The organism is Kribbella sp. NPDC054772 (assembly GCF_053611945.1).
This window is the reverse complement of the sequence record NZ_JBSHBJ010000008.1, coordinates 1-19613: the sequence shown is the minus strand read 5'-3', so window position 1 is coordinate 19613 and position 19613 is coordinate 1. Positions and strand designations below refer to the sequence as shown.

At 68.3% G+C, this 19613-nt stretch carries 17 protein-coding genes; 11 read left to right on the top strand and 6 right to left on the bottom strand.

Features of this window, described 5'->3' with window-relative positions:
• Positions 1-8: 8 nt before the first annotated feature.
• Positions 9-1571 (bottom strand): amidophosphoribosyltransferase, encoded by a 1563-nt coding sequence (purF, locus tag ACWGID_RS15360; protein WP_452197107.1) that lies wholly within the window; start codon positions 1569-1571, stop codon positions 9-11.
• Positions 1572-1834: 263 nt separating this feature from the next.
• Between purF and ACWGID_RS15355 the strand changes: the two genes are divergently transcribed.
• Positions 1835-2815 carry a helix-turn-helix transcriptional regulator gene (locus ACWGID_RS15355; protein WP_452197106.1) on the top strand — a complete coding sequence of 327 codons (981 nt, stop codon included), beginning with the start codon at positions 1835-1837 and terminating at the stop codon, positions 2813-2815.
• 25 nt (positions 2816-2840) lie between these two features.
• Here ACWGID_RS15355 and ACWGID_RS15350 read toward each other — a convergent pair whose 3' ends face one another.
• Genes ACWGID_RS15350 through ACWGID_RS15335 form a run of 4 tightly spaced genes read right to left on the bottom strand, consistent with a single transcriptional unit; the run spans position 2841 to position 7012 of the window.
• Complete coding sequence (locus ACWGID_RS15350; protein ID WP_452197105.1) at positions 2841-4211, bottom strand: NAD(P)(+) transhydrogenase (Re/Si-specific) subunit beta; 1371 nt, start codon at positions 4209-4211, stop codon at positions 2841-2843.
• On the bottom strand, positions 4208-4513 hold the full coding sequence (locus tag ACWGID_RS15345; protein WP_452197104.1) for an NAD(P) transhydrogenase subunit alpha: 306 nt from the start codon (positions 4511-4513) through the stop codon (positions 4208-4210). The genes ACWGID_RS15350 and ACWGID_RS15345 overlap by 4 nt, the downstream gene beginning before the upstream one ends.
• Entirely contained in the window at positions 4513-5634 is a 1122-nt protein-coding gene (locus ACWGID_RS15340; RefSeq protein WP_452197103.1) for an NAD(P) transhydrogenase subunit alpha, read from the bottom strand. The genes ACWGID_RS15345 and ACWGID_RS15340 overlap by 1 nt, the downstream gene beginning before the upstream one ends.
• A 43-nt stretch (positions 5635-5677) precedes the next feature.
• Positions 5678-7012 carry a M20/M25/M40 family metallo-hydrolase gene (locus ACWGID_RS15335; RefSeq protein ID WP_452197102.1) on the bottom strand — a complete coding sequence of 445 codons (1335 nt, stop codon included), beginning with the start codon at positions 7010-7012 and terminating at the stop codon, positions 5678-5680.
• A gap of 119 nt (positions 7013-7131) precedes the next feature.
• On the opposite strand from ACWGID_RS15335, the gene ACWGID_RS15330 reads away from it, so the two are divergent.
• A complete protein-coding gene (locus tag ACWGID_RS15330; RefSeq protein WP_452197101.1) occupies positions 7132-8109 on the top strand; it encodes a hypothetical protein in 978 nt (325 codons plus the stop codon).
• A 12-nt stretch (positions 8110-8121) separates the two neighbouring features.
• On the opposite strand, the gene ACWGID_RS15325 is transcribed toward ACWGID_RS15330, so the two are convergent.
• Positions 8122-9534 carry a serine/threonine-protein kinase gene (locus ACWGID_RS15325; RefSeq protein WP_452197100.1) on the bottom strand — a complete coding sequence of 471 codons (1413 nt, stop codon included), beginning with the start codon at positions 9532-9534 and terminating at the stop codon, positions 8122-8124.
• 166 nt (positions 9535-9700) lie between these two features.
• Between ACWGID_RS15325 and ACWGID_RS15320 the strand changes: the two genes are divergently transcribed.
• From ACWGID_RS15320 to ACWGID_RS15280, 9 genes are all read left to right on the top strand, one after another.
• Complete coding sequence (locus ACWGID_RS15320) at positions 9701-10861, top strand: hypothetical protein (protein WP_452197099.1); 1161 nt, start codon at positions 9701-9703, stop codon at positions 10859-10861.
• Between the two features lie 130 nt (positions 10862-10991).
• Positions 10992-11729: a metallophosphoesterase family protein gene (locus ACWGID_RS15315; RefSeq protein ID WP_452197098.1), complete on the top strand. Its 738-nt coding sequence runs from the start codon at positions 10992-10994 to the stop codon at positions 11727-11729.
• Positions 11730-11746: 17 nt separating this feature from the next.
• Positions 11747-12877: a histidine kinase gene (locus ACWGID_RS15310; RefSeq protein ID WP_452197097.1), complete on the top strand. Its 1131-nt coding sequence runs from the start codon at positions 11747-11749 to the stop codon at positions 12875-12877.
• 156 nt (positions 12878-13033) lie between these two features.
• On the top strand, positions 13034-14254 hold the full coding sequence (fdhA, locus tag ACWGID_RS15305; protein ID WP_452197096.1) for a formaldehyde dehydrogenase, glutathione-independent: 1221 nt from the start codon (positions 13034-13036) through the stop codon (positions 14252-14254).
• A 333-nt stretch (positions 14255-14587) separates the two neighbouring features.
• Positions 14588-15331, top strand: a complete 744-nt coding sequence (locus ACWGID_RS15300) for a LytR/AlgR family response regulator transcription factor (protein WP_452197095.1) — start codon at positions 14588-14590, stop codon at positions 15329-15331.
• Between the two features lie 13 nt (positions 15332-15344).
• Positions 15345-15725, top strand: a complete 381-nt coding sequence (locus ACWGID_RS15295; RefSeq protein ID WP_452197094.1) for a hypothetical protein — start codon at positions 15345-15347, stop codon at positions 15723-15725.
• 2 nt (positions 15726-15727) lie between these two features.
• Entirely contained in the window at positions 15728-17266 is a 1539-nt protein-coding gene (locus ACWGID_RS15290; protein WP_452197093.1) for a sodium/solute symporter, read from the top strand.
• A 187-nt stretch (positions 17267-17453) separates the two neighbouring features.
• Complete coding sequence (locus ACWGID_RS15285) at positions 17454-17789, top strand: DUF485 domain-containing protein (RefSeq protein ID WP_452197092.1); 336 nt, start codon at positions 17454-17456, stop codon at positions 17787-17789.
• Positions 17790-17800: 11 nt separating this feature from the next.
• Positions 17801-19432, top strand: a complete 1632-nt coding sequence (locus tag ACWGID_RS15280) for a solute symporter family protein (protein ID WP_452197363.1) — start codon at positions 17801-17803, stop codon at positions 19430-19432.
• Positions 19433-19613 lie beyond the last annotated feature (181 nt).

Here is a 19613-nt window from a genome sequence, read left to right as displayed (position 1 = left end):
GCGGGGTCCTACGGCCGGCTGAGCGCGTCGGCCGCGCCGCCACCACCGGAGATCGTCGCCAGGCCGTCCGCGTCGGTCCGCGCCGGCTCCTCGAGCAGGTGCTTGCCGAGCTGCTCGGGCTCGGGCAGCGCGACCGGGTACACCCCGTCGAAGCAGGCCCGGCAGAGCCGGTCCTTCGGGACCGTGGTCGCCTCGACCAGACCGTCCAGGCTGATGTACCCGAGCGAGTCGGCGCCGAGCGAGCGGCAGATCTCGTCGGTGTTCAGCCCGTTCGCGATCAGCTCGGCGCGGCTGGCGAAGTCGATGCCGTAGAAGCACGGCCACTTCACCGGCGGCGCGGTGATCCGGACGTGGATCTCCTTGGCGCCGGCCTCACGCAGCATCCGGATGACGGCGCGCTGCGTGTTGCCGCGGACGATCGTGTCGTCGACGACGACCAGGCGCTTGCCCTCGATCACCTCGCGGAGCGGGTTCAGCTTGAGGCGGATACCGAGCTGGCGGATCGTCTGGCTGGGCTGGATGAACGTGCGCCCGACGTAGGCGTTCTTGACGAGACCGGAACCGTAGGGGATGCCGGACTCCTCGGCGTACCCGATCGCGCCCGGCGTACCGGACTCGGGCGTCGCGATCACCAGGTCGGCGTCGGCCGGGTACTCCCGGGCGAGGCGGCGGCCGATCTCGACGCGGGTCGAGTAGATCCGCTGGCCGGAGATCTGGGTGTCCGGGCGGGCGAGGTACACGAACTCGAAGAGGCAACCCTTCGGGTCCTGCTCGGCGAACCGCGTGGAACGCAGGCCGTCGGCGTCGATCGCGACGATCTCACCCGGCTCGACCTCGCGGATGAACGAGGCGCCGACGATGTCGAGGGCGGCGGTCTCGCTGGCGATCACCCAGCCGCGCTCGAGCCGGCCGAGCACCAGCGGGCGGATGCCCTGCGGGTCGCGGGCGGCGTACAGCGTGTTCTCGTCCATGAAGATCAGGCTGAACGCGCCCTTGACCTTCGGGAGGATCTTCGCGGCCGCCTGCTCGATGGTGAGGTCCGGGTACCCGGCGAGCATCGAGGTGAGGATGTCGGTGTCACTCGACGCACCGTGCTTCGCGTTCGCCTTGGCGTGGTCGACCTCGGCGTCCAGGCCGAGATCGAGATCACCTTCGCCGTTCAGGCTGGCGGCCAGCTCGCTGGTGTTGGTCAGGTTCCCGTTGTGACCGAGCGCGATCGAACCGGTCGCGGTCGACCGGAACGTCGGCTGCGCGTTGGCCCACACGCTGGACCCGGTCGTCGAGTACCGGCAGTGACCGATCGCGATATGCCCTCGGAGCGACGCGAGCGTCGCCTCGTCGAAGGCCTGGCTGACCAGCCCCATGTCCTTGTAGACGAGGATCTGGCTGCCGTTACTGACCGCGATCCCCGCGGACTCCTGCCCTCGGTGCTGCAAGGCGTAGAGCCCGAAGTAGGTGAGTTTGGCAACCTCTTCCCCCGGCGCCCAGACCCCGAAGACGCCACACGCGTCCTGCGGTCCCAAGTCCTGAGGGTCAAGTTCATCGGTGAGTCGACCATCGCCACGAGCCACGCCAGCAGTCTACGGGACGCCGAAGGGTCCGCAGACCCACGCCTACCAGCAGAGAAGACCAGGGGTACACGCCGGCTCGGCAGGGGTCGCAGCGTTGGCCGGGGCTGCGACGCCCAGGAGCAACATGGCGCAACCGACTACGATCAGCAACTTCTTAATCACGATTTGCTCCTCCGAAATAACCCTGAACCAACCATTGGCTGCTCTTTGTGGACGCTCTCTGTATATGGTCGGTTCCGACAGACAGCTGAAGGAGAGGGACCGTGCTCGAGCCGCTGGGGGTGGACGAAGCCACTTTCGCGGTCTATCACGCCCTCCTCAGCCACCCGGACAGCACGCCCGAGCAGATCGCGGCGCTGGTTGATCGTCCGATGGCGGAAGTGAACGATCTCCTGGACAGGCTCCGCGAGCTCGAGCTCCTCGTCCCGACGTGGACCAATCCGTCGACCGAACACGCGGTACATCCGCGCCTCGGACTCACCGGGCTGGCCGAGCGGCGCCGTACCGAGCTCAACCTTCGTCTGGGAGAGCTCAACGAGGCCGCTGCCTCCGCCGAGGTGATCGCCGAGCAGTACAACGATCTCCTGACCGCCCGGAGCAGCGGCGACGTCGAGGTACTCAAAGGACGGGCGAACGCGTCCCGGCGCATCGAAGAGCTCGCGCTCAAGACGCGCGAGACGTTCTGGGTCCTCGCGCCTGCCCACGTCGAGGACATCATCCAGGTGGCCGACAACTCGCCGGACTTCGCGCTGCTCGAGCGCGGGATCAAGATCAAGTCCGTCTACCTGCAGAGCATGGCGGCCTCCAAGCAGGCCATCGAGTACGCCGCGAAGATGCACCGCCTCGGTTGCGAGATTCGCGCCACGCCGACGCTGCCGATGCGGCTGATGATCGTCGACCGGGAGCTCGTGGTCATGCCGATGGACCCGGAGAACCCGACGGCCGGCGCCGTCATCCACCGAACTCCCGCGGTCGTCGCGGTGGCCATCGCCCTCTTCGACTCCTACTGGGCGCGGGGCACAGAGATGTTCGCCCCCGACGAGCGCGACGAGTCGCCGCTCACGCCGCACGAGTCCGAGGTACTGCGACTGCTCGCCGGCGGCGCCAAGGACGAGCAGGTCGCCCGCCTGCTCGGCATCTCATTGCGCACCGCCCGCCGCATCACCGCCAACCTCTCCGAACGCCTCGACGCCGCCAGCCGCTTCGAACTCGGCGTCGCCGCAGCAAAACGCGGCTGGGTCTGACCCAGCCGCGTTTCCAGCCCGCGGGCTACACCGTCTTCAGGGCGCCCAGGAGTTTGGTGAGGGAGTCTCGGGCGTCGCCGAAGAGGAGTGTGGTTTTGGGGTCGTAGAGGAGTTCGTTCTCGATGCCCGCGAAACCTGGGCGCATGGAGCGTTTGAGGAAGATGACGCGTTGCGCCTCGTCGGCGTTCAGGATCGGCATGCCGTAGATGGGGGCCGACGGGGTGGTGCGGGCGGCGGGGTTGACCACGTCGTTGGCGCCGACCACGAGGACGACGTCGGTGGACTTGAAGTCGCCGTTGATGTCGTCCATCTCGCGCAGCTGGTCGTAGGGCACCTGGGCCTCGGCGAGCAGGACGTTCATGTGACCGGGCATCCGGCCCGCGACGGGGTGGATGGCGTAGTCGACCTTCACGCCGCGTCCCTGCAGTTCCTCGACGAGGTCGCGCAGCGTGTGCTGGGCCTGCGCCACGGCGAGGCCGTACCCGGGCACGATGATGACCTTGTTCGCGTACCCGAGCAGGATCGCGACATCCTCCGGTCCCGCCGAGATCACCGGCCGGTCGGACGCCGTACCAGCGCCCAGTGTGGAGCCGCCGCGGACCGCGCCGAAGAGGATGTTGAACACGGACCGCCCCATCGCGTCCGCCATCAGCTTGGTCAGCAACGTACCGGCGGCGCCGACGAGCGTGCCGGCCACCAGCAGCAGCGTGTTGCCGAGCACGTACCCGCCCGCGGCCACCGTCAGACCGGTGAACGCGTTCAGCAACGAGATCACGATCGGTACGTCGGCGCCGCCGACCGGCAGCACCAGCATCACGCCGATCGCCAGACCGAGCAGGCAGAGCAGTACGCCGACCCACACGCGCGGGTCCGACACCAGCCAGACCGCGAGCGTCAGGCCACCGAGGATCGACGCGATGAACAGCACCGGCAGACCCGGGAACGTCACCGGCCGGGTCGTCATCAGCTCCTGCAGCTTGGCGAACGTCACCACCGAACCGGAGAAGCTGATCGCCCCGACGAGGATCGTGAACGCCGTCGCGATCGCCGCCACCGTCGCGTCGGCCGAGACCTCACCGAGCTCGAGCAACGCGACCAGCGCGGCCGCGCCACCGCCGACACCGTTGAACAGGGCAACGAGCTGCGGCATCTGGGTCATCTGCACCCGCCGCGACCCGACCACACCGCCGACGGTGCCGACGACCAGCGCGATCAGGATCGGCGCCAGGTGGTCCGGCTTGTACGCCGCGAACGTGATGAGCACCGCGAGGACCGCGCCGGCGGCACCGATCAGGTTGCCGGTCCGGGCGCTACGCGGCGACGAGAGTGCCTTCAACGCGACGATGAAACAGACCGCGGAGACCAGATAGCCGATCTGGGCCCAGGTGGGGATCACTTCTGCAGCTCCTTCTTCCGTGCCCCCGGACCTTTGAACATCTGCAGCATCCGGTCGGTGACGACGAACCCGCCGACCATGTTCACCGTCGCGAGGACGACGGCGATCAACCCGACGATCACCACGATCACCGAGTCGGCGGACCCGGTGACGATGATGGCGCCGACCAGGATGACGCCGTGGATGGCGTTCGCCCCGGACATCAACGGGGTGTGCAGGGTCGAGGAGACCTTGCTGATCACCTCGACCCCGACGAAGGCCGCGAGCACGAAGATCGTCAGCAACGCGATGGATTCACTCATCAGGCCTGCCCTCCCAGCAGTTCGCGGGTCGGCTCGTGGAGCACGCTGCCGTCGTGGGTGACGCAGCAGCCGCGGACGATCTCGTCGTCGAAGTCCGGATCGAAAGCGGCGTTCCGGGTCATCAACCTGATCAGGTTCGCGATGTTCTGACCGTAGAGCCGCGACGCCGGTCCCGCCATCTGGCTGGGCACATTCGCACCGCCCCAGACCAGCGCGTCACCGATGGTGAGCTCGGTCCCGGCCACGGAGCCCTCGACGTTGCCGCCCTGTTCGGACGCCAGGTCGACGACCACGGACCCGGGCTTCATCTGCTCGACCATCGACCGCGACACGAGCATCGGCGCGGTCCGGCCCGGTACGGCGGCCGTCGTGATCAGGGCATCCGCCGCGGCGATGTACGGCGTCAGCAGTTCGCGCTGGAGTTGCGCGCGCTCCGGGGTCATCTCGCGGGCGTAGCCACCAGGGCCGTCCAGCGTCCCGAGTTCGAGCTCGATCGGGACGGCGCCCATCGAGGCGATCTCCTCGGCGGCGGCGGTCCGGACGTCGTACGCCTTGACGACCGCGCCGAGGCGTTTCGCGGTGGCGATCGCCTGCAGACCGGCCACGCCGGCGCCGAGGACGACGACCTGGGCCGGCGGGACGGTGCCGGCCGCCGTCATGTTCAGCGGGAAGAACCGGGGCAGTCGCTCGGCCGCGACGATCGCCGCCCGGTACCCGGCGACCAGCGCCTGGGAGGACAGCGCGTCCATCGACTGGGCCCGGGAGATCCGCGGGATCAGCTCCATCGCGAACGCGGTCAGCCTGGCCCGGGTCGCCGTCCGGACCATGTCCGGTGGGTTGGTCGGCAGGAACGACATCAGCGCCGTACCGGCGTGCAACCGCTGCAGGCGTTCGCGTTCCAGCGGCTGCACCGACGCCACGATGGTGGCCGCGTGGTCGGCGCCCCAGGCCACCTCGGCACCGGCGTCACGGTACTGGTCGTCGGAGAACAGCGCGCGCTCGCCGGCGGCCGGCTCGACCGCGACCTCGTACCCGAGCTCGATCAGTTTCGCGACATGCTCCGGCACCAGCGCGACCCGGCGCTCCGCCGGTCTGGTCTCCCGTACGACTGCGATCTTCACTCGCCGAAACCTATGCCAAACACTGGGTCGCCGGAAAGCCTGGTCAGGACTGGTTTGCGAGGTTCTGCAACAAAAGGGCCTCGGCGAGGCAGACCTTGTGGAACTCGGCGAGGTGCAGACCCTCGTCGATCCCGTGCGCGCGGGTGTCCGGGTCCTCGACGCCGGTGACCAGGATGGTGGCCTTCGGGAAGGTCTGCTGGAACTCCGCGATGAACGGGATCGAGCCACCCATCCCCATATCGATCGGCTCGACGCCCCAGGCCTCCTGGAACGCCGAACGGGCCGCCTCGTACCCCGCGCCGCGCGCGTTCACGCTGCACGGCTGACCGTTCTGTCCCTCGGTCACGGTGACCTGCGCACCCCACGGCGCATGGCTCTCGAGGTGGTCCTTGAGCGCCGCGCTGGCCTTCTCCGCGTCGTCACCCGGCGCCACCCGCAGGCTCACCTTGGCGCGCGCGACCGGCACCAGCGTGTTGCTGGCCTCGGCCACCGACGGCGCGTCGATGCCGACGACGGCGACCGCGGGCCGGGTCCAGAGCCGGTCGACCAGCGAACCCGAACCGGTCAGCCGGACCGAGTCCAGGACGCTCGACTCGGCCCGCAACCGGTCCTCCGGGTACACGACGTCCGCGGCGCGCGAGGCGTGCAGACCGTCGACTGCGACATCGCCCTTGTCGTCGTGCAGGGTCGCGAGCAGTCGGCAGAGCGCGGACAGCGCGTCCGGGATCGGGCCGCCGAACAGGCCGGAGTGGACCGCGTGGTCGAGCGTCCGAACCTCGACGTACGCCTCGACCAGGCCGCGCAGCGACACAGTCAGCGCCGGGTGCCCGACCTCCCAGTTGCCGGAGTCGGCGATCACGATGGCGTCGGCGGCGAGCTCCTCGGAGTACTCGTCGAGCAGTTGCAGCAGGGTCGGCGAGCCGATCTCCTCCTCACCCTCGACGAACACCGTCACCCCGACCGGCAGATCGTTGCCGAAGGCCCGTACGGCGGCGAGGTGTGCGGCGATCCCGGCCTTGTCGTCGGCGGCGCCGCGCCCGTAGAGCCGGTCACCGCGCTCGGTCGGCTCGAACGGCTCGGAGGTCCACTGCTCGACCGGACCGGTCGGCTGGACGTCGTGGTGCGCGTACAGCAGCACCGTCGGTTTCCCGGCCGGGGCCGCCTTCTTGGCGATCACGGCCGGCGCCCCGTCGCCGGCGCGGACGATCTTGACCGTGAAGCCCTCGGCCTCGAACAACGCCGCGGTCGCCTCGGCGGACCGCTGGACGTCGGCCGCGCGGGCCGGGTCGTAGCTGACCGAGGGGATCCGGATGAGGTCCTCGAGGTCGGCACGGACGCTGGGCAGAACGCGGTCGATCGCCGCGGACAGATCGGTCATGGGCCCTACGGTACGGCGTCTGTTCGCGAACTCGACGCCCGGGAAACCTGTCATGTCAACAATTGCCGCCCTACTTTGAAATTCTCGAAGGTTTTCGCCCACAACCGAAGAGGATCACCATGGCAGTGTTGAATTTGGCGCCCGACCCGCCGCCCCGGCCTCGACGCCCCCTTGCCCTCATCATCACCGTCGTCACAGCCGCCGCGGCCCTCACGTCCGCGGCCCCGGCGTACGCCGCGATCAGCTGCGACACCGACACCACCGGCGGCTCCACGTTCTACGACGGTCCGTCGGCGTCGAAGAAGTACGACGCCCGCTTCAGCAACAGCGCGAGCATCCCGAACCTCAGTACCTACACGCCGCAAGGCGCCGGTACCTGGTACGACTGGGACGGCTCCGGCAAGAACCTGCTCCTGATCGCGGCCTACCGCGACGGCGCGGATTCGGAGATCTACGGCATCGACCCGTCCACCGGCTCCACGGTCGGCGTGGTCGCGATCGCGGAGTCCCACGTCGGCGGGATCACCGTGAGCAAAGGCTGGGCGTTCGTGTCCGGTCAAGGCAGTAGCATCCGCAAGTACCGGCTGACCGAACTCCGCGACGCGTTGAAGGCCGCCGGTACGCCGTACCTCGCGCAGGTCGGCACTGCGCGGGACGTGGCCGGCTCGTCGTTCATGGGGAGCTACGGCGACTCGTTGTTCGCCGGGACGTTCAACGACACCGGACGCGGAACGATGTACGAGTACAAGATCGCGGACGACGGCACGCTGACCACCGTGGCCGGCGCCTGGGAGATCCCGACCAAGACACAGGGTCTGACGATCACTGCGAACCACTTCATCTACAGCACGTCGTACGGGCGTGGGAACCGCAGCAACATCTATGTGGTCAAGCGCGGGCAGAAGGACCTGGACGCGGCGGCGCTGAGCTGCTTCCGGGCGCCGAGCATGACCGAGGGCATCACGGAGTACAACGGGACCGCGTACCTGGTCTACGAGTCCGGGTCGCATCTGTACGCGTCGGACCCCGCCACCCTCAACGTCATCCCGCGGATGCACAAGGCAACCATCACGTCGCTGACTTCGCTGGTGCCTTAGGAGCTGGTGCTTCTAGGACTGGTATTGCGCTGAGTTGAGCACTTCGGTCCGGGTCGCTTCGTCGGCGGCCCGGACCTGGATCCGCAGCAGTGTGCTGTCGTTGAGCTGCCGGTACTGCTCGGCGATGCTCGGGGAGCCGCTGCAGGTGATCTGGAAGGTGACCCGCTGGTCGCCGTTGCTGGGTGAGCCGGCGGTGCAGCCCGTCGGGGCGGTGACGCTGTCCGGAAGCTTGGTGGCGTTCAGCAGGCCGACGTACACGCCTTCGATCTGCGGGTTGGTCTGCCAGGTAGACGTGTTCGTGCTGACGACCAGCGACTTACTAGGGTCGACAGCCTTCTCGTGCCAGGTCCTGGGAACCTTGACCGACAGCGGGCTGTTGTCGACCTCCACCGGGCGGGTGAGCACGTACCGGTACCCGCCGTACCCACCGGCGGCTGCCAGGACCACTGCGGCGAGTGCAGTGATCACACCGGCACGTCGACTGCGCTTGGGCTTCGTAGCCACCGTTGTCTGGCCAGAGTTGGCCAGTGCGGTGTCCTGGTCGACCGGTGCGGCGGCTGCCGTCGGTTTGGGCATCACAGCGGCCGGCACCAACTGGGCCGGGACCTTGCCGGTCGTGTGCGCCTCACGGAGCGCGTTGAGGAAGCTGTCCAGGTCAGGCCAGCGCTGATCCCGGTCCGGTTCGAGTGCACGCCGTACGACGACGTCGATCGCGTCCGGCACGTCTTCGCGCAGCGTGGTCATCGAGGGCGGTGGTGAGTCGATCTGCATCACCGCACCGAGGCTGACCACACCGTGCGGCGGCTGACCGGTGAAGGCGGCGTACGCGACCGCTCCCAGGGAGTAGAGGTCGGCACGGTGGTCCAGGCGCTCACCCATCACCTGTTCCGGAGCGACGTACGCCGGGGTGCCGCCGGGCATCGTGATGCGGGAGACCTCGGCCAGTGATTTGCCCAGACCGAGGTCGGAGAGCATGGCGCGGTCACCGGCCGGATCGGTGCGGAACAGGACGTTGGCGGGCTTCACGTCGCGGTGCAGGACGCCGCGGGCGTGCAGGTGCTTCAGGCCGCGGCCGACCTGCGTGATGATCCGGACCGCCTCGGCGAACTCCAGCTGGCCGGCCTTGATCCGGTCCGCGAGGGTGCCGCCGTCGGCGTAGGTCAGCACCATGAACGGGCGGCCGTCGTCGGCCTCGCCGATGTCGTGGACGCCCACGACGTACAGCGAGTCGACCTTGCGCAGGAACCGGCCCTCGTCGAGGAAGCGGCGCCGGACGTCCCCGTCCTCGACCCAGTTCTCGGACAGGATCTTGACCGCGACCTCGGCGTCCAGCTGCTCGTCCCTGGCCAGCCAGACCGTCGCGAAGCCCCCGGCACCCACCCGGCGGACCAGGGAGTACCGGCCGATCCGCGGTGGCTGGTCCATGTCGTAATTATGCTCGATCCGTTCTGCGACCCGTTCGCTGGAGTGAACAAAGCAGTGTTTCGGGACGTCACATCTGCGACGGCAGGGCCGGAAGCCCGCCGGACCGTGGTCCGCCGCACGGTCGATACCCGCCGTGCCCTGACCACGATCGATAGGAGATCGCCCGATGCGAGCGCAGAACGGCCGTCTGGTCGCCGTCGTCGCTGCCGTCGCCGTCGCCGCCATCGCGGGCGGCGGCGCCCTCGCCTCCCGCCAGGGCCCCCAACCCGCTGCGGCCGCCGACGCCGGGCCACTCACCAGCTCCCCGTCACCCGCCGCGAGCACCCCGTCGGCGACGTCGTCCGCCCCGAAGCCGACACCGACCACGCCGTCGAAGACCACCCCGAGCGGCCCGGCCAAGACAAAGATCGACCTCCAGAAACTCACCACCGGCCGCGCGCCCCAGGTGACCTACCTGAGCGGCCGCACCATCCGCGGCGGCGCCGGCAACGACGTCACCATCCCGGGCAACGCGGACATCCAGGAGGTCGCCCGGCGCGGCACGTTCGCACTCGCCATCGTCACGAAGGGCACCGGCACGGAGATGCTGACCCTCGACAGCGAGGGCAAGATCACCCGCCGCACCCCTGACATCACCCAGATCGTCACCACCGAGGACGACCTGTCCGCGTCGTACGTCGGCTCGCGGCTCAAGGACACCGGTGAGGCAACGGCAGGCGCCACCCTGTACTCCGAGCAGGACAGCGTCGACGGCGTCAAGAAGGTCACCGTGCCGGGCCTGTGGAACACGACGTTGCTGGGCTACACCGACGGCAAGGTCTACTTCGATGCCTCGACGACGCAGGAGGGCACCAAGTCGACGCTGTACGAGTGGACGCCGGGCGAGTCGAAGGTCGTCGAACTCAGCGGCGTCCCGAAGGCCACAGCGGTGTCCAGCGCGGGTACGGCGGGCTCGCTCACCACGCTGGCGAATCAGAACAGCTGCAGCAGCCTCCTGGCCGTTCCGAGCGGCAAGCGACTCTGGCGCACCTGTGACTACCAGATCGCCGGCTTCACGCCAGACGGCGCGACGGTGATCGCCGGGCCGATGTACGAGGACGGCTATGGCAACGGCATTGCCACAGTTCTGGACGCCAAGTCCGGCAGTCTGCTGCACGAGTGGACTGGAGTGTTCCGGCAGTGGGTCCCCGAGGACGACCAGCACCTGCTGCTGCTCGCTGATGACGGTGAGGGGACACCTGCCTCGATCGTCCGCTGCACCATTTCCACTGGGGCCTGCGAACTGGCGACGCCGCTCGCCAAGGGCGCACTGCTGATCGGCGCCTGACGTGCCGGAGTGGCCGTTCTGATCGACACCGTCCCCGGAGAGCCGATGGCGGTCTCGGGAGATGGCCGTCTGGTCTCTGCCCTGAGCAGATAGCCCCGTGTTTGTTGAGCTTTGCGGGCAGACTGCGGGCATGACGACGGTTGCTGTGCTGGCTGATGTCCATGGGGTGCTGCCTGCTCTGGAGAGCGTGTTGGCGGAGCCAGACGTGCAGACCGCTGACGTGATCGTGCTGGCCGGGGACATCGCGAGCGGCCCGCAGCCGGTGGAGACGTTGGACCTGCTGGTGGGTTTGGGCGAGCGAGCAGTGTGGGTACGCGGTAATGCGGACCGTGAGCTCGTGGAAATGGCCCGGGGGGCGTACGACGCTGAGCCACCGGATGCAGTGAGCCCGTGGGCCGCGGCGCAGTTGCGACCGGATCAGGTCGAACTGCTCTCCAAACTGCCGACGACGGTCACGCTCGGCGACACGCTGTTCTGCCACGCGACACCACGGGACGACGAGGAGATGGTGCTGGTCGACAGTCCGATCTCGCGGTGGGCACAGGTGTTCGACGGACTGCCGGACGACGTCAGAACAGTGATCTGCGGTCACACCCACATGCCGTTCGCCCGTCAGGTCGACCGGCGGCTGGTGGTGAACGCAGGCAGCGTCGGCATGCCGTACGGCGCTCCTGGTCCGAGCTGGGCGCTCCTCACCGCAGACGGCGTACAACTGCGTCGTGCACCTCTGGACGCGACCAAGGCGGCGGAGCGGATCGTGAGCGAGTCCACGTACCCCGGGCGAGCGGAGTGGGTCGCTGAGTACCTGCTGAGCAACTACTCCGACACGGAAGCGCTGGAGGCGTTCAGGCCGCGCGCAGAGGGCTGAGCCGCTACCGTCATGGAGTGTTCACGCGGCGGCGCAAGCATTTCGGGACTCCGGCCGACAAGGCGACGTATGCAACCCTGCATACCGCCTCGCTGGCCAGCCCGCACCTGCGCGAGGGTCTGACCCCCACCGCGGCCGGCAAGGCCAGCAAGCACCTCCGGGACCTCCTCGGTACGGCGGCCATCGCGATCTGCGACTCCTCCGGCGTACTCGCCTGGGACGGCGTCGGCGGACCGTACGAGAGCAACCACCGCCGCGACGCCAAGGACCTCGCCGCCCCGACACTGCGTTCCGGCCGTACGGCGGTTCTCGGTGCACACGACGTGGCGTGTGGCGACCCCCAGTGCCCCATCCGTACGGCGGTGGTGGCACCGATCGTCACCGAGGAACGCGTGGTCGCCGTCCTGGTCGCGTACAGCAACAACACCTCGGCCGCACTCGTCAGAGCGACCGAAGAGGTCGCTCGCTGGGTCTCCGGCCAGGTAGAGCTGGCAGAGCTCAACAAAGAGCGCACCCGCGCGATGGAAGCCGAGCTGCGCGCACTCCGCGCACAGATCAGTCCGCACTTCATCTACAACGCTCTGGCCGCTATCGCGTCGTTCGTGCGCACCGACCCCGAGCGGGCGCGTGAACTACTGCTGGAGTTCGCGGACTTCTCCCGCTACGCACTCCGCCGCGGCGGCGAGTTCACGACGCTCGCCGACGAGCTGCGCAACGTGGAACGCTATCTGGTCCTCGAACAGGCCCGCTTCGGCGATCGGCTCAAGGTGTCGCTGCAAATCGCTCCCGAGGTACTGCCGGTGGTCATCCCGTTCCTGGTCGTCCAGCCCCTGGTGGAGAACGCCGTACGGCACGGCCTGGAAGGTACGACGGGAGTCGGCAACATCACCATCCGCGCGCGGGACCGGATCAACGAGGCCGAGATCAGCGTCGAGGACGACGGCGCCGGCAGCGATCCGGAGGTGATCCGGGCCGCGTTGTCCGGTGGCTCCGGCAGCGACTCGATCGGTCTCGGAAACGTCGACGCGCGCCTGCGGCAGGTGTACGGCGACACGTACGGACTGATCGTGGAGACGGCCGTTGACGCCGGGACGAAGGTGACGTTCCGCATCCCGAAGTACTCCTCGGGTGTGCACGCATCGGCGTAGAAGACCCTTGTTTCATTGACGCTTCCGGTCTGGCGGACTAGCGTCAGGGACATCGGCAGGCGACGACCGGATCGCCTCTCCAGTGGCGATCACGGCCCACAGCAAGCGGTATCGCACGACTCCACCGGCATCGGTGGAGCGTCCTGGAGGGGAGTAGTGCTCGTGCCGGGAAACAGGGCAGTCATCTACAAGGGACCGGGCTCCGTGGCAGTCGAGACCATCGACTATCCGACCCTGGAACTCAAGGACGGACCGGGGGTCAACCCTGCGAATGTCGGCCGGCAGGTTCCGCACGGCGCGATCCTCAAGGTGGTCGCGACCAACATCTGCGGCAGCGACCAGCACATGGTCCGCGGCCGCACGACGGCGCCGCCGGGACTCGCGCTCGGCCACGAGATCACCGGTGAGGTGGTCGAGACCGGGCGGGACGTCGAGTTCATCAAGGTCGGCGACCTGGTCTCGGTACCGTTCAACATCGCCTGCGGGCGGTGCGTGAACTGCAAGGAGGGCAAGACCGGCGTCTGCCTGAACGTGAACCCGGACCGGCCGGGATCGGCGTACGGGTACGTCGACATGGGTGGCTGGGTCGGCGGTCAGGCCGAGTACGCGCTGGTTCCGTACGCGGACTGGAACCTGCTGAAGTTCCCCGACAAGGACAAGGCGCTGGAGAAGATCCGCGACCTGGCGATGCTCGCCGACATCTTCCCGACCGGCTACCACGGCGCCGTCACCGCCGGTGTCGGCACCGGTTCGACGGTGTACGTCGCGGGCGCGGGCCCGGTCGGGCTCGCCGCGGCCACGTCGGCGTTGCTGCTCGGGGCGTCGGTGGTGATGGTCGCGGACCTGCAGAAGGAGCGGCTGGACCAGGCGCGCAGCTTCGGCTGCGAGGCGATCGACGTGTCGAAGGGCGACCCGAAGGACCAGATCGAGCAGATCCTCGGTGAACCCGAGGTCGACTGTGCGATCGACGCCGTCGGGTTCGAGGCCCACGGGCACGGCAGCGACGCCCAGGCCGAGCGGCCGGCGACGGTGCTGAACACGGTCATGGACGTCACCAAGGCCGGTGGCGCGGTCGGTATCCCAGGGCTGTACGTGACCGGTGACCCCGGGGCCGGCGACGAGGCGGCGAAGATCGGTTCGCTGTCGATCCGGCTCGGCCTCGGCTGGGCGAAGTCGTTGTCGTTCACGACCGGCCAGTGCCCGGTGATGCGGTACAACCGGCAGCTGATGAAGGCGATCCTCGCCGACCGGACCCAGATCGCGAAGAACGTCAACGCCACGGTCATCTCGCTGGACGACGCACCCCGTGGGTACGCCGAGTTCGACCACGGCGCCGCGCGGAAGTACATCCTCGATCCGCACGGGCTGATCAAGTAACAACGTGTCCACGGTGGGAGCGGGTGCCCCGCTCCCACCGCATCGGGTGATACTGGGTGTGGGTGGGGGCAGACCGCGCGCGCGACAAGGGCGACTTCCATGAGCATTGACACCCGGTTGGACCTCGAGTTCGCTTACACGAGCCACGACGACTCGTGCAAGGATCTCTACTCTCCGCATTACTACTGCCGGCGGCCACGCGGGCACGACGGCGTACACGCAGCGGGTTACGGCTCGCACCGGGTGCGCTGGGAGCATCAGTCGGATCTTCCGCCACGATTGGCGTCCTAGACGCTAGAGCCAGATCGTGGTCAGGCGACTACTGTTCGCACCATGGCCGACACTCCCCTGCGTGCCCTGGTCGCAGACGACGAGGAGCCCGCCCTGGCCGAACTGGTGTACCTGCTCGGCCAGGACGCCAGGATCGGCGAAATCCGCACGGCCTCGAACGGTCCGGACGCGCTGAAGATCCTGCAGGCCACCGATCTGGACGTGGTGTTCTGCGACATCAAGATGCCCGGCCTGGACGGTATCGACCTGGCCCGGGTGCTGTCGAAGTTCGCCAGCCGCCCGCAGATCGTCTTCGTGACGGCGTACGACGAGCACGCGGTGGCAGCGTTCGACCTGGAAGCGACCGACTACGTCATGAAACCGGTCCGGCCGGAACGACTGGCCGAAGCGGTCCGGCGCGTGGTGACGCAGGGTGCACCGACAGCACTGCAGTCCCCGGAAGAGACAGAGGACGAGGTCATCCCGGTCGAACTCGCCGGCGTCACCAGGTTCGTCCAGCGCTCGACGGTCCGGTACGTCGAGGCACAGGGTGACTACGCACGACTACACACCGGCCAGAACTCACATCTGGTGCGCGTCCCACTCAGCACGCTCGAGGACCGCTGGCGGGACGCGGGGTTCACCCGGATCCACCGGAGCACGCTGGTCGCATTGCAGCACGTGGACGAGATGCGGGTCGACGGTGGACGGTGCGCCGTCCGAGTGGGCGACGACTGGCTCCCGGTGAGTCGACGGCACACCCGCGAGCTCCGCGACCTCCTGGTCCGTTCGACGTCTCTCAGATGAGACAGCGCCTCAGATGAGTACGGCGGACGGACCGCGCAGGGTCCGCGTCACCAGTCCCCGAGCCAGCGCGGCCCGGCGTCCGCTCACTCCCACCGGCACCCGCGAGATCGACGAGCAGACGCGGCTCGGTGAGGTCTACATGCAGTCGCTGATCCAGTCCCAGCTCCGACTGACGCTGGCTGTCATCGGCGGCGTACTGCTGGTGCTCGGGAGCATCCCACTGCTGTTCTGGCTGGTCCCGCCGGCGCGCACACTGTCCGTCTTCGGGCTGCCGCTGCCCTGGGTGATCCTCGGCATCCTGGTGTATCCCGTGGTGTACGTCGCCGCGCGCATCTACGTCCGGCACGCCGAACGGATCGAGGCCGAGTTCACCGAGTTCGTAGGGCGGCAGTAGCGATGTCGCCGGCGATCAGCCTGACCGCGATCGGATTGGTGGTCGTGGCAACGATCGGGATCGGACTGTTCGGTCTGCGCATCTCCCGGACCACCAGCGACTTCTACGTCGCCAGCCGCGCCATCACCCCAAGCTGGAACGCCTCCGCGATCAGCGGAGAGTACCTGTCGGCCGCGTCGTTCCTCGGCGTCGCCGGACTGGTGCTGGTCAACGGCGCGGACATGCTGTGGTTCTCCGTCGGCTACACGGTCGGCTATCTGATGCTCCTGGTCCTGGTCGCCGCCCCGCTACGCCGGTCCGGTGCGTACACGCTGCCGGACTTCGCCGAGACCCGTTTCGAATCCCCAGCGGTACGCCGGATCTGCGCCGGCCTCGTCGTCGGTATCGGAACGCTCTACCTCCTCCCGCAGTTGCACGGTGCCGGTCTGGCCGTCCAGACCGTCACCGGCGCACCACCGCAGGTCGGAGCGGCGATCGTCGCGGTGATCGTGGTGATCAACGTCGCCGCAGGTGGCATGCGGTCCATCACCTTCGTCCAGGCCTTCCAGTACTGGCTCAAGCTCACCGCACTGGCCGCGCCGATCTTCGTCATCCTGCTCGTGTGGCGCCAACCGGTCGGCGTCCTCGACTCACTGCACGGTGCCGCCGGTGAGTGGGCCGAGCCGCTGTCGCGCGCCGGCGGCCGGGACCACCCGTTGTACGCGACCTATTCGTTGCTCCTGGCCCTTTGTTTCGGGACGATGGGGCTGCCGCACGTGCTGGTCCGGTTCTACACCAACCCGGACGGGCGGGCGGCCCGCCGTACCACTGTCGTCGTGTTGGCACTGCTCGGCTTCTTCTATTTGTTCCCACCGATGTACGCCGTGCTCGGGCGGACGTTCGCACCGGATCTGGTCGGGACTGGCGGGGACACCGTCGTGCTCGAGCTGCCGGGACGAGTTTTCCCTGGCACCGTTGGGGATCTGCTCGGTGCACTGGTCGCCGCGGGAGCGTTCGCGGCGTTCCTGTCGACGTCCTCGGGACTGACGGTCGCGATCGCCGGCGTGATCGACCAGGACCTGCTGCGGAGCCGGCTGCACCGATGGACCGGCGGGGACTACGTCGCCGTACGCAGCTTCCGGATCGCGGCGCTGATCGCGATGGTCGTGCCGTACCTCGCCTTCAGCATGACCGGCGCGTTGAGTCTCGCCGACACGGTTGGGCTCGCGTTCGCACTGGCCTCGTCGACGTTCTGCCCGTTGCTGGTGCTCGGGATCTGGTGGCGCCGGATGTCGACCACCGGCGCCGCGGCCGGGCTGGTCGTCGGCGGGATCGCGGCCAGTACCGCCGCGCTGGTCAACGTCGCCGGCGTACCGCAGGCCGGCTGGACCCGCGCGCTCGTCGGGCAGCCCGCCGCGTGGACGATGCCGCTCGCGTTCCTGACCGTCATCGTGGTCTCGAAACTCACCCCCGACCGTATCCCGGCCGGCGCTGCCCGCAGCATGGTCCGCCTGCACACCCCCGAAGCAGTCGACGTCGACCGCGGCCTACCGCCCCGATGACGACCGCTCGTCGTTCCGTTCCTACCGCTCGTCGCAGCTGAGTGATCCACCGAACGACTGGTGTGCTCCGCTGAGCGCTCGACGCGTGCCGGTGCTGTCGGTCCGTCGTGACGCAGGACACAGTACGACGCAGCACCCCTGCCTGGCCTCATTCCGCCCGGCCTGATCCCCGTCTGGAGGTCTCGCGATGAGCGATACGACACGCGAACCGGAACTGACGACGTACCGAGACGTCCAGCTGTCACCGGACTTCTCCGAGCTGCGCCGCCGGTTCCGGAACTTCGTGTTCCCGATGACCGCGCTGTTCCTGGTCTGGTACTTCGTCTACGTCCTGCTCGCCGACTACGCGCACGGCTTCATGTCGCACAAGGTCGCCGGCAACATCACCGTCGCTCTGCTGTTCGGCCTCGGCCAGTTCGTGACGACGTTCGCCATCACGATGTTCTACGTCCGGTGGGCCGACCGCCGGATCGACCCGGACGCCGAGAAGCTGCGTCACCAGATCGAGGGAGCACCGCAGTGACCGCCCCGCTGATGTTGCCGCTGGCAACCGACATCGGTAACCCGACCGTCAACATCGTGATCTTCGGGCTGTTCGTGGTCGCCACCCTGGCGATCGTGTTCCGGGCGTCGCGGAACAACCGGACCGCGGCCGACTTCTACGCCGGCGGCCGCTCGTTCACCGGCCCGCAGAACGGCATCGCGATCTCCGGCGACTACCTGTCCGCCGCGTCGTTCCTCGGCATCGCCGGCGCGATCGCGCTGAACGGGTACGACGGCTTCCTGTACTCCATCGGCTTCCTGGTGGCCTGGCTGGTCGCACTGCTGCTGGTCGCCGAACTGCTCCGGAACACCGGCCGGTTCACGATGGCCGACGTACTCTCGTTCCGGCTCAAGCAGCGGCCGGTGCGGATGGCCGCCGCGATCTCGACGCTGATCGTCTGCTTCTTCTACCTGCTGGCGCAGATGGCCGGCGCCGGTGGTCTCGTCGCGCTGCTGCTCGGTGTCAACGGGCGCACCGGTCAGGCGATCGTCATCGCAGTGGTCGGCATCCTGATGATCACGTACGTGCTGGTCGGTGGCATGAAGGGCACCACCTGGGTCCAGATCGTCAAGGCTGCCCTGCTGGTGGTCGGCGCCGGTCTGATGACGCTGTGGGTGCTGGCGAAGTACAGCTTCAACCTGTCCGGTCTGCTCGGCGCGGCGGTCGACAAGAGCCCGGCCGCCGGCGAGAAACTGCTCGGCCCCGGCCTGCAATACGGCGTCACCGGCGTGACGAAGCTGGACTTCATCTCGCTCGCGCTGGCCCTGGTGCTCGGTACGGCGGGCCTGCCGCACGTGCTGATGCGCTTCTACACCGTGCCGGACTCCAAGGAGGCCAGGCGCAGCGTCACCTGGGCGATCTGGATCATCGGCATCTTCTACCTGTTCACCCTGGTCCTCGGGTACGGCGCCGCCGCGATCGTCGGACCGGACCGGATCAAGGCCGCGCCCGGCAAGGCCAACTCGGCCGCACCGCTGCTGGCCTTCGAACTCGGTGGTGAAGTGCTGCTCGGTGTCATCTCGGCGGTCGCGTTCGCGACGATCCTCGCCGTGGTCGCCGGTCTGACGATCACCGCGAGTACGTCGTTCGCGCACGACATCTACGGCCAGATCATCAAGAAGGGCCAGATCAGCGGCGTCGGCGAGGTACGGGTCGCGCGGTACACCGCGGTCGTGATCGGCATCGTGGCGATTCTCGGCGGGATCTTCGCGAACGGCCAGAACGTGGCCTTCCTGGTGGCGCTCGCGTTCGCGGTCGCGGCCAGCGCGAACCTGCCGACGATCCTGTACTCGCTGTTCTGGCGCCGGTTCAACACCCGCGGCGCGCTGTGGAGCATCTACGGCGGTCTGGCCTCGACGATCATCCTGATCGCGTTCAGCCCGGTCGTCTCCGGCAAGGTCGACGCCAAGACCGGCAAGAGCCTGTCGATGATCACCGACACCGGCATCGACTTCCACTGGTTCCCGCTCGACAACCCCGGCATCGTCACGATCCCGCTGGCGTTCCTGCTCGGCTGGATCGGCACGATCACCAGCAAGGAAGCCGTCGACGTCGACCGCTTCGCCGAGATGGAGGTCCGCTCGCTCACCGGCGCCGGCGCCGAGAAGGCGGTCGACCACTGAAAGACCTGTCAGGCAGGCCCTGCTGACCCGACGCGAACCTGCCTGACAGCCCCACCCCCGCCCCCTCAGACGGACCCGGCACCCTCGGCGGTTTCAAGGGGTCGTCGCAACACCGCCTTGGGTTCTAGGTGGTGAGTAGATCACGCAAACGCTCGGCTGGGGTGTCCCAGTCGAGCGTTTT

Coding starts and splice junctions, on each gene's coding strand:
- ACWGID_RS15345 (WP_452197104.1), bottom strand. CDS start 4,513: ATGAGTGAATCCATCGCGTTGCTGACGATCTTCGTGCTCGCGGCCTTC.
- ACWGID_RS15335 (WP_452197102.1), bottom strand. CDS start 7,012: ATGACCGATCTGTCCGCGGCGATCGACCGCGTTCTGCCCAGCGTCCGT.
- ACWGID_RS15330 (WP_452197101.1), top strand. CDS start 7,132: ATGGCAGTGTTGAATTTGGCGCCCGACCCGCCGCCCCGGCCTCGACGC.
- ACWGID_RS15325 (WP_452197100.1), bottom strand. CDS start 9,534: ATGGACCAGCCACCGCGGATCGGCCGGTACTCCCTGGTCCGCCGGGTG.
- ACWGID_RS15320 (WP_452197099.1), top strand. CDS start 9,701: ATGCGAGCGCAGAACGGCCGTCTGGTCGCCGTCGTCGCTGCCGTCGCC.
- ACWGID_RS15315 (WP_452197098.1), top strand. CDS start 10,992: ATGACGACGGTTGCTGTGCTGGCTGATGTCCATGGGGTGCTGCCTGCT.
- ACWGID_RS15300 (WP_452197095.1), top strand. CDS start 14,588: ATGGCCGACACTCCCCTGCGTGCCCTGGTCGCAGACGACGAGGAGCCC.
- ACWGID_RS15295 (WP_452197094.1), top strand. CDS start 15,345: ATGAGTACGGCGGACGGACCGCGCAGGGTCCGCGTCACCAGTCCCCGA.
- ACWGID_RS15290 (WP_452197093.1), top strand. CDS start 15,728: ATGTCGCCGGCGATCAGCCTGACCGCGATCGGATTGGTGGTCGTGGCA.
- ACWGID_RS15285 (WP_452197092.1), top strand. CDS start 17,454: ATGAGCGATACGACACGCGAACCGGAACTGACGACGTACCGAGACGTC.
- ACWGID_RS15280 (WP_452197363.1), top strand. CDS start 17,801: ATGTTGCCGCTGGCAACCGACATCGGTAACCCGACCGTCAACATCGTG.